Genomic DNA, 13,120 nt, shown 5'->3' with positions numbered 1-13,120 from the left:
GCGGGGCGGGCCGAATGGCGGAGAGGTGGCCGCACCTCCGGTTATCGTACGAACGTTCGAAACTTGGTCTATGGTGGAGCGAGGGGGGTGATGAGTACGGATCGGCGGTCCAGGAGGTGCGGATGTCAGGGTTCACGCATCTGCATACCGTTTCGGGGTTCTCCCTGCGGTACGGGGCCTCGCACCCGGAACGGCTGGCCGAGCGCGCCGCCGAGCGGGGGATGGACGCCCTCGCGCTGACCGACCGCGACAGCCTCGCGGGCGCGGTCCGCTTCGCCAGGGCCTGCGAGGGGGCCGGGATACGACCGCTCTTCGGGGTGGAGCTCGCGGTGGCGCGGCAGGCGGGAGGAGAGGGGCGTACGCACCGGACGCGTAAGCCGGTCCGCGGGGGTGCCTTTGTCGATGAATCCGCACCCCGGGTCACCTTCCTCGCCCGGGACGGCGCCCATGGCTGGGCCGAGCTCTGCCGGCTGGTCACCGCCGCCCATGCCCACAGCCCCGGACACCCGGACGCCGGGCAACCCCTGCTCGACCGGGACGCACTGCCCGCCGAAGGGCTCACCGTGCTGCTCGGCCCCGCCTCCGAGGTGGGCGCGGCCCTGGCCGCCGGCCGTCCCGACCGGGCAGCCGCGCTGCTCGCCCCCTGGCGGGAGATCTACGCTGACGCCCTGCGTCTCGAAGCCGTCCACCACGGCCGCGAGGGCACCGGCCCCGGCTCGCTGCGGCTCGCCGCCCGTACCGTCGGCTTCGCCGCCGAGCAGGGGGTGCGGGCCGTGCTGACCAACGCCGTCCGGTACGCCGACCCCGGACAGGGGCCCGTCGCCGACGTACTCGACTCCGCCCGCAGGCTGGTCCCCGTCGACCCGCGCCGCTCCCCCCTCGACAGCGGGGAGCGATGGCTCAAGGACGCCCTCGCGATGCGGGAGACCGCCGAGCGGATCGCCGCCGCGGCGGGGCTCGGACAGGACGCGGGGCGGCGGCTGCTCGCGGAGACCCGGCGCACCGCCGACGCCTGCCGCGTCGACCCCGCCGACGACCTGGGTCTGGGCAGCGTCCACTTCCCCGAACCGCGCCTCGTCGGAGCCGGGCGGCGCACCGCCCAGCGGGTGCTGGCCTCCCGCGCCGCCGCGGGCATGGTGCTGCACGGCTACGACCGCAGGCGCGACTACTGGGAACGGATGCACCACGAGCTGGACATCATCGCCCACCACGGCTTCGCGTCCTACTTCCTGACGGTCTCCCAGGTCGTCGACGACGTGAAGGGCATGGGCATACGCGTCGCCGCACGCGGCTCCGGGGCCGGCTCCCTGGTCAACCACCTGCTCGGGATCGCCCACGCCGACCCGCTCGAACACGGGCTGCTCATGGAACGGTTCCTGTCCAAGCGGCGCTTCGTGCTGCCCGACATCGACATCGACGTCGAGTCCGCCCGCCGCCTCGACGTCTACCGCACGATCATCGGCCGCTTCGGCGCCGAGCGGGTCGCTGCCGTCTCCATGCCGGAGACCTACCGGGTGCGCCACGCCATCCGCGACGTCGGCGCCGCGCTCTCCATGGACCCGGCCGAGACCGACCGGCTCGCCAAGGCCTTCCCGCACATCCGGGCCAGGGACGCCCGCGCCGCGATGGAGGAACTGCCCGAACTGCGCGCCGTGGCCGGGCGGAAGGAGAAGTACGGACGGCTCTGGGACCTGGTGGAGTCGCTGGACGCCCTGCCGCGCGGCATCGCCATGCACCCGTGCGGGGTGCTCCTCTCGGACGACTCGCTGCTGCGGCGCACACCGGTCGTACCCACCAGCGGCGAGATCCCGCACGGCCCCGACGGCACGGGCGGCGGCCCCTTCCCGATGTCCCAGTTCGACAAGGACGACGTGGAGCACCTCGGGCTGCTCAAGCTCGATGTGCTCGGCGTACGGATGCAGTCGGCGATGGCGCACGCGGTGACCGAGGTGAAGCGGGCCTCCGGACGGGAGGTCGACCTGGACGCCGTACCGCAGGGCGACCCGGAGACGTACCGGCTGATCAGGAGTGCCGAGACGCTGGGCTGCTTCCAGATCGAGTCACCGGGCCAGCGTGACCTGGTCGGCCGGCTCCAGCCCGCAACCTTCCACGACCTGGTGGTCGACATATCGCTGTTCCGGCCGGGGCCGGTGGCCGCCGACATGGTGCGGCCGTTCATCGAGGCCAGGCACGGTCGCGCGCCCGTGCGGTATCCGCACCCCGATCTGGAGGAGGCACTGCGCGACACCTACGGGGTGGTCGTCTTCCACGAGCAGATCATCGAGATGGTGAACATCATGACCGGCTGCGGACGCGGCGAGGCCGACCGGGTGCGGCGCGGGCTCTCCGACCCTGATTCGCAGGCCCGGATCAGGGTCTGGTTCGCACAGCGGGCGGCGCGGAGGAAGTACGGCGCCGAGGTGATCGCCCGCGCCTGGGAGATCATCGAGGCGTTCGGGAGTTACGGCTTCTGCAAGGCGCACGCCGTCGCCTTCGCCGTGCCGACGTACCAGTCGGCCTGGCTCAAGGCGCACCACCCGGCGGCCTTCTACGCCGGGCTGCTCACGCACGACCCCGGGATGTACCCGAAGCGGCTGCTGCTCGCGGACGCGCGGCGGCGCGGGGTGCCGGTGCTGCCGTTGGATGTGAACCGGTCGGCGGCCACCCATCGGATCGAACTGGTGTCTGGCGACAACGGTGATAAATGGGGATTGCGGCTGGCTCTCCCGGACGTCCACGGCATCAGTGAGGCCGAGGTCGCCCGGATCGAGGCCGGACAGCCCTACACCTCGCTGCTGGACTTCTGGCAGCGGGCCAGGCCCGGAAAACCGGCCGCCGAACGGCTGGCCCAGGTCGGCGCGCTGGACGCCTTCGGCGCCAACCGCCGGGACCTGCTGCTGCATCTGTCCGAGCTCCACCGCGCCCAGCGGGGCTCCGGTTCCAGTGCGGCGGGCGCCCAGCTCCCGCTCGGCGACGGCCACCGGACCGGCACCGTCGGGCTGCCCGACCTCAACGACGCCGAACGCCTCAGCGCCGAGCTCGGCGTCCTCAGCATGGACGTGTCCCGCCATCTGATGGGCGATCACCACGTCTTCCTGGAGGAGCTGGGCGCGATCTCCGCCAAGCGGCTGAGGGAGGCGAGGCACGGGGAGACCGTGCTGGTCGCGGGCGCCAAGGTGGCCACCCAGACCCCGCCCGTCCGCTCCGGGCGCCGGGTCATCTTCACCACCCTGGACGACGGGACGGGCCTGGTCGACCTCGCCTTCTTCGACGACAGCCACGCCGCCTGCGCGCACACCGTCTTCCACTCCTGGCTGCTGCTGGTGCGCGGGGTGGTCCAGCGGCGCGGCGCGCGCAGCATGAGCGTGGTCGGCTCGGCGGCCTGGAACCTGGCGGAGCTGGCCGAACTCCGCCGCACCGGCGGCCTCGACGCGGTCGCTGCACGACTGGCGGAGGAACCCCCCTCGGAGGAGGAGAAGGAGGCAGCAGACGACGGCCGCCGCATCCAGCTCCCGACCGGTTACGAGATGAACCCCTGGTCCGATCTCCAGCCGGCCGGTGAAGGGACGCCCACCGGAAGGAAACTGTGGCACCGGAGCCAGGGGAGCGCGGGATGAACGACCAGCCGGCCGTCCTGTGCCTGCGGTTCCGCCGGATCGGCGGCGGACTGCCGGACAGCGCGGGGTACGAAGGGCTGCTCGCCCTCCTCGGGGCCTTCACCCCGGTCGTCGAGGCGGCACCGCCGGGCGCCGCGCTCGCCGATGTCACCGGCGCGCTGCGCTACTTCGGGCAGGACGCGGCCGGCCTGGCCTCCCTGATCCGGGTGCGGGCACTCGCGCTGCACGGTGTGGACTGCGCGATCGGCGCCGCCTCCAACCCCATGCTCGCGCGGATGGCGGCACGGCAGGCGACGGCCGGAACGACCTTCGTGGTGCCCCCGGGCGAGCACGCCGGCTTCCTCGCGTCCAAGCCCGCAGCCGCACTGGACGGCGTCGGGGCGGCGACCGCGCGCACCCTGTGCGGATACGGGCTCGACTCCATCGGCCGGATAGCCGCCGCACCGCTCACCACCCTGCAGCGGATCACCGGCGTACGGACCGGGCGCGAGCTGTGGGAACGGGCCAACGGCATCGACCGTACGAGGGTCGTGCCGAACGCCGCCGCCCGGTCGATCGCCGCCGAGCGCACCTTCCCCCACGACGAACTGGACCCGGAGCGGCACCGCCGCGCGCTCCTCTCGCTCACCGAGGAACTGGGCGCCAGGCTGCGCGGCGACGGACAGGTGTGCCGCTCGCTCGCGGTCTCCGTGCGCTACGCCGGCCGGACCGGTTACGCGACGCTGACCCGCAGTCGTACGCTCCCGGAGCCCACCGCCCACTCGGCGGCGCTCAGCTCGCTCGCGTACCGGATCCAGGACTCCTTCGCCCTGCAGCGGGCGCGGGTGCGGGGGATCGGGCTGAGGGCGGAAGGGCTCGACGACGCGGAACGCGCCGCCCATCAGCTCACCTTCGACCCGGTGGACGAACGGACACGGCGGATCGAGGCGGTGTCCGACCAGCTGCGGGCCAGATTCGGCCCGCAGGCCGTGAAGCCGGGCAGGCTCGCGGCCTGACCTCCCGTCCCGGGGACGCGTACTGCCGGGCCCCGGAACCGGGGCCCGGCAGTACGCGTCCCCGGGTCAGGCGCGGTGCGAGCCGCCCGCGGCCCGGCGGCGGACCGAGACGAACAGGGCGCTCGCACCGACGGCCAGCGCGGCGGCTCCACCGATCGCGAGGTACGAGGTGCTGCTGCTGCCACCCGTCTCGGCGAGCACGTCGCCGGCGGGGGCCGTGTCCGCGGGAGAGGCGGCGACGTTGTTCGGCTCGGGAGCGTTCGCCGCCGTGTCCTCGGCCGGGACCGGAGCCGGGGCCGCCTCCGTCACCTCCGCACCGGTCGCCGCGTCGTCGTCACCGTGGCCGTTGTGCTCGACGGACGACTTGTCCGTGCCCTCGTCGATCTCCTCCTCCGACGGCGCGGAGGCCACCGGCGCCGGTGCCGCCTCGGTGGTGCCGCCCCCGGCGCCCTCACCGCCGAAGACCACGTCGGAGCAGGCGTAGAAGGCCTCGGCGGAGTCCGACCGCTGCCAGACCGTGTAGATCAACTGCCGTCCCGACGCCTCCGGCACGGTGCCGTCGAAGACGTACGACCCGTTCTCCAGCGTCGGGTCGGTGGCCGTGGCGAACGGCTTCTCCTGCAGGTCGGACCACTTCAGGGGCTGCGTCGGGTCGTAGCCCGCCTTGGTCAGGTACAGCTCGAACGATCCCTTGTGCGGTGCGGTGGCCCGGAACCGGAAGGTGTGGCTGCCCGCCGTCACGGGCGTGGACGGCCAGTCGGCGCGCGGCAGGTCGAGCCCCTTGAACTTGTCGTTGTTCGCGCTGCACAGCTTGCCGTCCGGGATCAGCTCACGGTGCTTGCCCGCCGCGTTGGCGATGTTCACGCCGTTCCAGTCGTACAGCGCCTGGGTGCCGCCCGCCGCCACCGCCGCCTTGCAGGCCGCGGACCGCGGGTTCTCCGGCCCCTCCGCGAAACAGGCCGAGACCCGGCTGACCGGGTCGCTCAGCGACCCGTGCGCGGCGGCGGGCGCGGCGGAGAGCCCCGCCAGGGCGAGCGGCGCGGCACCGAGGACGGCGGCGGTGGCGGCGAGCCGGCGACGGGCGGTGGTGATGACGGCCATGGTGGTGGTTCTCCTTCGCGACACGGCTTCTTCTGTTCGACCAGGTCAACTGAACGAGCTGAACCGAACGAGCTGAACTGAACTGAACGCACTGGGCTGAACTGATCAGCAAGCTAGCCGCTGCCGGAAGGGGTTCCACCCGGGAAAAGCCCCAGGTGGCGATCGTTATGCCGCCCTTAAGGGACGGTTAGGGAAGGGCTCAGGAAACGGGTCGGTGGGAAGTCACGGACAGAGATCCGGCCGAAATGCCCGGATTTATTGTCCGTGACTTCCCACCGACGGCCTCAGACCTGGACGCCCGGGGTGCCGTCCTCGACGACCACGCGGGCGCGGGTGCTGATCGGGGCGTCCGGCCTCGACACGAAGGGCAGGACGCGGAAGTCGCTCGTCCACCGCTCCCGGTCCACCGTGACGCGGACGTAGCCGCGCTGGCTGTTGAAGAACTTCATGTGCGGGTTCGCCGCCAGGAACGTCTCGCCCTGCGCCGTCATGTCCGCGCCGTCGCCGCCGCTCGTGACCGAGGTGCCCACGAACTCCGAGCCGACGGTCGCCGATTCCGGGTCGGCGTAGTCGCGCTTGAGGTCCCAGGCGTAGTTCTGGTGGCGGTCGCCCGTGATGACGACCAGGTTGCGCACCCCGCGGGTGCCGGCCTCCGCGAGAAGGCGGTTGCGCTCGGCGACGTAGCCGTCCCAGGGGTCCATCCAGACCGTCGTGCCGGGGCCCGGATCCTGGTCGGTCTGGCCCATCGGCGCCTGGTTGCCGAGGACCTGCCAGCGTGCCTGCGAGCGGCTGAAGCCCTTGAGGACCCAGTCCCGCTGCCGGGACCCGAGCAGGGTGCGGTCCGGGGCGAAGCGGTCGGCGCAGTCGGCCGAGGTACCGTCGCCGCAGGGCTGGTCGTCGCGGTACTGACGGGTGTCGAGCATCGTGAAGTCGGCGAGCCGGCCGTACGGGAGCCTGCGGTACATCTGTACGTCGGGGCCGTTCGGCAGCTGGGTGCGGCGCAGCGGCGCGTGCTCGTACAGGGCCTGGAAGGCGGCGGCGCGGCGCTGCAGGAAGGTCTCCGGGTTCTCGCCGTTCTCGGAGGTCCCGTCCGCCCAGTTGTTCTCCACCTCGTGGTCGTCGAAGGTCATGATCCACGGGAAGGCGGCGTGCGCCTCCTGGAGCGGTGCCTCGGACTTGTAGAGGCCGTACTGGAGGCGGTACCGGGCGAGGTCGAGGGTCTCCGTGTGGAACTTGGGGTCGGTGGTCACGCCGCGCTTGTTCGTCTTGACACCGGACTCGTAGAGGTAGTCCCCGAGGTGCACCACCAGGTCCAGGTCCTCCTGTGCCATGTGGTGGTACGCCGTGAAGTAGCCGTCCTGCCAGGCCTGGCAGGAGGCGAAGGCGAACTTCAGCTCGCGCGGGGAGTCCCAGGGGGCCGGGGTGGTGCGCGTACGTCCGACGGGGGAGATCGCGGAGCCTGCCCTGAAGCGGAACCAGTACGTGCGGTCGGGGGCGAGCCCGTGCACCTCGGGGTGGACGGAGTGCGCCAGTTCGGGAGTCGCGACGACGCTGCCACGGCGGACCACCCGGCGGAACCGGTCGTCGAGCGCCACCTCGTAGTGGACCCGCACGGGCTGGGCCGGCATGCCGCCGAGGCCGTCCTGCGCGAAGGGGTCAGGGGCCAGACGCGTCCAGAGCACGACGCCGTCCGACGTCGGGTCGCCCGAGGCGACCCCCAGGGTGAACGGGTCACCCTTCAGGGTGGGAGAGGCGAACGCGGACTGCGCCTCCCACGCTCCCGTTCCGAGCATCAGCGCGGCTGCCGCCGCTCCGCCGAATCCGAACATCTGCCTGCGGGACACGGAATACGCGACCACGGTTCGTCCTCCTCGGTTGATCTGCGCCAACCTCGGACACGCTGCCGGGGGTTCATGTCATGCTCACGCGCACCGTATGGCCGGGTGCCGAGCGATACGTGAACAGGACAGCTGTACCGGCGGCGGCTCAGGACACCGCGCGGTAGCGGCGCTCCGGCCGGCCCGTGCCGCCGTACCGCAGGCTGACCTCGGCCCTGCCCGTCTCCGCGAAGTACTCGAGGTAGCGGCGCGCGCTGACCCGGGACAGGGTGCCCGCCTCGGCGCACTCGGAGGCCGACAGCCCTGCCGGATGGTCGCGCAGGACGCGCTCCACCAGGTCCGCGGTGTGCGCCGCCAGGCCCTTGGGGAGCTCACGTGAGCCCGGCGGGCGGGTGCCGAAGATGCGGTCCACATCCTCCTGACGGGCTTCCTGGCGGGCCTCGTCCAGTGCGTTCAGGCGGTTGCGCAGCGAGGCCACGTGCTGCAGCTGTTCCTGCAGGGCCGAGCGGTGGAACGGCTTGATCAGGTAGTGCTGGGCGCCCGCCCGCAGAGCCGCTCTGACCACACCGGCGTCGCGCGCCGCCGTGATGAAGAGCGCGTCCGCGCTGTGGGTGCCTCCGTCGCGCTCCTCCGCCGCGCGCAGCTCACGCAGGACTTGGATCCCGTCCATGTCGGGTAGGTAGATGTCGAGCAGGACCAGGTCGGGACGGAACCGGCGGGCCGCGCGCAGGGCCTCGGCGCCCGTGTGAGCCACGCCGACGACCGTAAAACCGTCCAATGCGGACACATAGCGGCTGTGCAGCTTCGCGACCATGAAGTCGTCGTCCACCACCAGCACTTTCGTCACGCCGACACCGTAGGGCGCGACCACAACGACCACAACGTCCGTTGATTCCGGAACGGCGACAGCTCGTTAACGCGCGGGCAACATGTGGGCCACCTCACACACGCACACGTACGGCTCGAAAGGCGGCATCCGGTGCGACTGCGCACTCCACTCGCCCTGTTCGGGGCCGCGCTGCTGGTGGTCGTCGGACCACCGCTGCTGTCCACCGGCGGCGGTTCCGACACCGGCACGCAGATTCCCGGACTGCGCTTCATGGTTCCCAACACACCCGGCGGCGGGTACGACATCACCGCGCGCACCGCGGCGAAGAACGCCGAGGACGCCGGACTCACCCACGGCATCGAGGTGTTCAACCTGCCCGGCGCGGGCGGCACCGTCGGCGTGACCCGGCTGGCCGCCGAGCACGGCAACGGCAAGCTCGCCATGTCCATGGGCCTCGGTGTCGTGGGCGCCGTGCACACCAACAAGTCGCCCACGACCCTGGCCGACACCACCCCGATCGCCCGGCTCACCGAGGAGCAGGACATCGTCGTCGTCGCCAAGGACTCCCCGTACAGGACGATCGACCAGCTGCTCACCGCCTGGAAGAAGGACCCGGGGAAGATCCCGGTCGGCGGCGGGTCCTCACCCGGCGGGCCCGACCACCTGGCACCGATGCTGATGGCGAAGGCCGCCGGGATCGCGCCCGCGCGGGTCAACTACATCCCGTTCGACGGCGGCGGCGAACTGCTCGCCTCGATCCTCGGCAACAAGGTCGGCTTCGGCGTCTCCGGCGTCGGTGAGTACCTCGACCAGATCGAGGCCGGTGAGCTGCGGCTGCTCGCCGTCACCGGCCCGGAACGGGTCCCCGGCCTCGACGCGCCCACCCTCCGTGAGGCCGGTCTCGACACCGAATTCACCAACTGGCGCGGCATCGTCGCCCCGCCAGGACTCTCCGCAGCGGAACGCGACAAGCTCATCGGGCTGGTGAGCGAGCTGCACGACTCGAAGCAGTGGCGGGACTCCATGAAGAAGAACGGCTGGGACGACGCCTTCCTCACCGGCGACGACTTCGGCGACTTCCTGGACAGCCAGGACCGGCGTGTCGCCACCGTCCTCGAGGAGCTGGGACTGTGACGGACGAGACCACCCCCTCCCGGCCCACCCCCTCCCGGCCCACCCCCTCCCGGCCCACCCCCTCCCGGCCCGCCACGGCGCGCTCCTGGCTGCGTGAGCACTCCGAACTGGGCGTCGGCGTCCTGCTGCTCGTCCTGGGCGTCCTCGTCCTGACCGACGCCCTCACGATGGACGTGGACATCACCCAGCGCGGACCCGTCGGCCCCAGGACCGTCCCCGTGGCCGTCGGCATCGGGCTGCTCGTCGTCGCCGTGCTGCTGGCCGTCGACGTCCTGCGCGGCGGCCGCGGCGAGGCGGAGGGCGGCGAGGACGTCGACCTCGACGAACCCGCCGACCGGCGCACCGTCGCCCTGCTCACCGGCGTCTTCCTCGCCTTCGCCGCCCTCATCGGCCCGCTCGGCTTCCCCATCTCCGGCGCCCTCCTCTTCTGGGGCTCCGCGTACGCACTGGGCAGCCGCCACCACGACCGCGATCCGCTCATCGCGGCCGGGCTCTCCCTGGTGACCTACTTCGTCTTCGACAACCTGCTCGGGGTGCCCCTCCCGGGCGGCCCGCTGATGGGGGTGCTCTGACCGATGGATTCCCTCAATTCCCTCATCGACGGCTTCGGCACGGCTCTCACGCCGGTCAATCTCCTCTGGGCCGCACTCGGCGTCCTGCTCGGCACGGCGATCGGCGTGCTCCCCGGCATCGGCCCCGCCATGGCCGTCGCGCTGCTGCTGCCGGTGACGTACGGACTCGAACCGACCGGCGCCTTCATCATGTTCGCCGGGATCTACTACGGCGCCATGTTCGGCGGCTCCACCACCTCGATCCTCCTCAACACCCCGGGCGAGAGCGCGGCCGTCGTCGCCGCGATCGAGGGCAACCCGATGGCGAAGGCCGGCCGCGGCGCACAGGCGCTCGCCGCCGCCGCCATCGGTCACTTCGCCGGCGGCATGATCGGCACGATCCTGCTGGTCGTCCTCGCCCCGACCGTCGCCTCCCTCGCGGTCGACATCGGAGCCCCGGACTACTTCGCCATCATGGTGCTGGCCTTCATCGCCGTCACCTCCGTCCTCGGCTCCTCACGGATCCGCGGACTCGCCTCGCTCCTCATCGGCCTCACGATCGGCCTCGTCGGCCTCGACCAGATGACGGGCCAGCAGCGCCTCACCTTCGGGTCGCTCCAACTGGCCGACGGCATCGACGTGGTGATCGTCGCGGTGGGTCTCTTCGCCATCGGGGAGGCACTCTGGGTCGCCGCGCACCTGCGCCGCACCAGCGGGAAGCCGATCCCGGTCGGCCGCCCCTGGCTCGGGAAGTCCGACGTCCGGCGCACCTGGAAGTCCTGGCTGCGCGGGCCCCTCATCGGCTTCCCGTTCGGCGCGATCCCGGCGGGCGGCGCGGAGATCCCCACCTTCCTCTCGTACGTCACCGAGAAGCGGCTCTCCAAGCACCGCGACGAGTTCGGCAAGGGCGCCATCGAGGGCGTCGCCGGGCCGGAGTCGGCGGCCTCCGCCTCCGCCGCCGGAACCCTGGTCTCCATGCTCACGCTCGGCCTGCCCACCACGGCCGTCGCCGCCGTCATGCTGGCCGCCTTCCAGCAGTACGGCATCCAGCCCGGACCCCTCCTGTTCGAGCGTGAACCCGAGCTGGTCTGGGGCCTGATCGCCTCGCTCTTCGTCGGCATGGTGCTGCTGCTCGCGCTGAACCTGCCGCTCGCACCGCTCTGGGCGAGGCTGCTGAAGATCCCGCGCCCCTACCTCTACGCGGGCATCCTGTTCTTCGCCGCCGTCGGCGCGTACGCGGTCGGCGGGGAGGCCGTCGACCTCGTGATCCTGCTGGTGATCGGGCTGATCGGCTTCGGGATGCGGCGGTACGGACTGCCGATCCTGCCCGCGATCATCGCCGTCATCCTCGGCCCGTCCGCCGAGCAGCAGCTGCGGCGCGCCCTCCAGATCAGCGACGGCAGCGTGACGGGGCTGGTCGACACCCCGTTCTCCGTGACCGTCTACGTCGTCGTCGCGCTGATCCTGGCGTGGCCGCTGGTGAGGAAGGTGCTCGGACGGAACCGGGGATGAGTGGATGTCCGTGGCGGCTGAGAGAATTGTGGGCATGACCATGATCGACTGGGACGACGCAGCCGACTCCTTCGACGAGGAACCCGACCACGGGCTCCACGACCCGGTGGTCCGCAGTGCCTGGGCGCGGCGGATGGAGACCTGGCTGCCCACCGCACGCTCCGCGGTCCTCGACCTCGGATGCGGAACGGGCAGCCTGGCCCTGCTCGTCGCAGGTCAGGGGCACCGCGTCACCGCCGTCGACCGCTCGGCGCGCATGGTGGAGCAGGCGCGGGCCAAGCTGGCCGGCACCGGCACCGAGGTGTTCGTCGGCGACGCGGCACACCCCCCGGTCGGCAAGCAGCGGTTCGACGTGATCCTCGCCCGGCACCTCGTGTGGCTGCTGCCCGACCCGGCGTCCGTCCTGCGGCACTGGTTCTCGCTGCTGCGGCCGGGGGGCCGTCTCGTGCTGATCGAAGGCGTGTGGAACGGCACCGGCCTCTCCGCGGCCGCCCTCACCGCGCTCCTCACCGAACACACCGAGCGCGTCCACCACGAGCCGCTCTCCGGGGACTCCCGGCTCTGGGGCAAAGAGGTCGACGACGAGCGGTACGCCCTGGTGGCCCGCGCCGAGCCGCCGCACCGGCACACCGAGGTCGTCGACGTCCACCTGATCCTGCGCAGGGGCTCCGAGGTGCTGCTCGCCCGGCGGGCCGGCACGGGGTACGCGGACGGGCTGCTCCACGCCCCCTCCGGCCACGCGGAGGACGGCGAGGACGTCCGGGCGGCGATGATCCGGGAGACGGCCGAGGAGATCGGCGTCGAGCTGGATCCGGACGAGCTCCGGGTGGCCCTGGTCATGCAGCACCGGGGGCCCGGCGGCACCCCCCGGATGGGCTGGTTCTTCGAGGCGGACCACGACCCGGCCCGCCCGCCGCGCAACGCGGAGCCGGACAAGTGCTCCGAGCTGGACTGGTTCCCGCTGGACGCGCTGCCGGACGACATGGTGGCGTACTGCCGTGCGGGCCTCGACGGATACCGCGCCGGGCAGCGCTTCCTGATCCACTGGCACGAGGACGGCGACACCGTCGCCCACGCACCACGGGCGGTCCGGCGTGCCGTCCCGCTGCCGGTGGCGGCGAGCCCCACCGGCCGGCTGCATCACATCGAGCTGTGGACACCCGACCTGGCCGAGGCCGAGGAGGAGTGGGGCTGGCTGCTCGGCGAGCTGGGCCATGTCCCGTACCAGCGCTGGGCGCACGGCCGCAGCTGGCGGCGCGGCGACACCTACGTGGTGGTCGAACAGTCACCGCACCTGGCCGCCCGCACGCACGACCGGCTGCGCCCCGGCCTCAACCACCTGGCGTTCCACGTCGTGGACCGCGCCACACTCGACGCGCTCGTGGCACACGCTCCGAGCCGGGGCTGGCGGCTGCTCTTCCCGGACCGCCATCCGCACGCCGGCGGCGACCGGCATTACGCCGCGTACCTGGAGAACACCGCCGGGTTCGAGGTCGAGCTGGTCGCCCCGTGAGTCCGGGCGGACACGCTCCCACGACCGGAA

Annotated in this window: 9 protein-coding genes; 6 read left to right on the top strand and 3 right to left on the bottom strand. The window is 72.3% G+C overall.

All coding sequences use genetic code 11. The features are described from left to right. Positions 1-122: 122 nt before the first annotated feature. Together ABT001_RS21825 and ABT001_RS21820 are read left to right on the top strand one after the other, a co-directional pair. Positions 123-3,617, top strand: a complete 3,495-nt coding sequence (locus ABT001_RS21825; RefSeq protein WP_351279959.1) for a DNA polymerase III subunit alpha — start codon at positions 123-125, stop codon at positions 3,615-3,617. Then, positions 3,614-4,612, top strand: coding sequence for a DNA polymerase Y family protein (locus tag ABT001_RS21820; RefSeq protein ID WP_351279956.1), 999 nt, complete (start codon positions 3,614-3,616; stop codon positions 4,610-4,612). Before ABT001_RS21825 ends, ABT001_RS21820 begins: the two co-directional genes overlap by 4 nt. Positions 4,613-4,678: 66 nt before the next feature. Here ABT001_RS21820 and ABT001_RS21815 read toward each other — a convergent pair whose 3' ends face one another. The 3 genes from ABT001_RS21815 to ABT001_RS21805 form a co-directional block, all read right to left on the bottom strand. Further along, positions 4,679-5,713, bottom strand: a complete 1,035-nt coding sequence (locus ABT001_RS21815; RefSeq protein WP_351279953.1) for a lytic polysaccharide monooxygenase auxiliary activity family 9 protein — start codon at positions 5,711-5,713, stop codon at positions 4,679-4,681. Positions 5,714-5,997: 284 nt separating this feature from the next. Then, the gene (locus ABT001_RS21810; protein WP_351279951.1) at positions 5,998-7,572 is read right to left on the bottom strand and encodes an alkaline phosphatase D family protein; all 1,575 of its coding nucleotides are present in this window, start codon (positions 7,570-7,572) and stop codon (positions 5,998-6,000) included. Positions 7,573-7,699: 127 nt separating this feature from the next. Further along, positions 7,700-8,389, bottom strand: a complete 690-nt coding sequence (locus tag ABT001_RS21805) for a response regulator (RefSeq protein ID WP_351280144.1) — start codon at positions 8,387-8,389, stop codon at positions 7,700-7,702. A 141-nt stretch (positions 8,390-8,530) separates the two neighbouring features. On the opposite strand from ABT001_RS21805, the gene ABT001_RS21800 reads away from it, so the two are divergent. Genes ABT001_RS21800 through ABT001_RS21785 form a run of 4 tightly spaced genes read left to right on the top strand, consistent with a single transcriptional unit; the run spans position 8,531 to position 13,090 of the window. Next, on the top strand, positions 8,531-9,514 hold the full coding sequence (locus ABT001_RS21800) for a Bug family tripartite tricarboxylate transporter substrate binding protein (RefSeq protein ID WP_351279949.1): 984 nt from the start codon (positions 8,531-8,533) through the stop codon (positions 9,512-9,514). Further along, entirely contained in the window at positions 9,511-10,086 is a 576-nt protein-coding gene (locus ABT001_RS21795) for a tripartite tricarboxylate transporter TctB family protein (RefSeq protein WP_502967500.1), read from the top strand. Before ABT001_RS21800 ends, ABT001_RS21795 begins: the two co-directional genes overlap by 4 nt. A gap of 3 nt (positions 10,087-10,089) precedes the next feature. After that, positions 10,090-11,577, top strand: coding sequence for a tripartite tricarboxylate transporter permease (locus ABT001_RS21790; RefSeq protein WP_351279946.1), 1,488 nt, complete (start codon positions 10,090-10,092; stop codon positions 11,575-11,577). Positions 11,578-11,611: 34 nt separating this feature from the next. Further along, on the top strand, positions 11,612-13,090 hold the full coding sequence (locus ABT001_RS21785; RefSeq protein ID WP_351279944.1) for a trifunctional class I SAM-dependent methyltransferase/NUDIX hydrolase/VOC family protein: 1,479 nt from the start codon (positions 11,612-11,614) through the stop codon (positions 13,088-13,090). Positions 13,091-13,120: the final 30 nt, after the last annotated feature.

This window comes from Streptomyces sp. NPDC002793 (assembly GCF_040295485.1).
Lineage (GTDB): Bacteria > Actinomycetota > Actinomycetes > Streptomycetales > Streptomycetaceae > Streptomyces.
Note: the sequence above shows the minus strand (reverse complement) of the source record. Positions and strands in the feature narration are given on the sequence as shown.

What these genes read in the sequence shown, in the direction of transcription:
- ABT001_RS21825 (WP_351279959.1), top strand. Translation starts at nt 123, where the DNA reads ATGTCAGGGTTCACGCATCTGCATACCGTTTCGGGGTTCTCCCTGCGG.
- ABT001_RS21820 (WP_351279956.1), top strand. Translation starts at nt 3,614, where the DNA reads ATGAACGACCAGCCGGCCGTCCTGTGCCTGCGGTTCCGCCGGATCGGC.
- ABT001_RS21815 (WP_351279953.1), bottom strand. Translation starts at nt 5,713, where the DNA reads ATGGCCGTCATCACCACCGCCCGTCGCCGGCTCGCCGCCACCGCCGCC.
- ABT001_RS21790 (WP_351279946.1), top strand. Translation starts at nt 10,090, where the DNA reads ATGGATTCCCTCAATTCCCTCATCGACGGCTTCGGCACGGCTCTCACG.
- ABT001_RS21785 (WP_351279944.1), top strand. Translation starts at nt 11,612, where the DNA reads ATGACCATGATCGACTGGGACGACGCAGCCGACTCCTTCGACGAGGAA.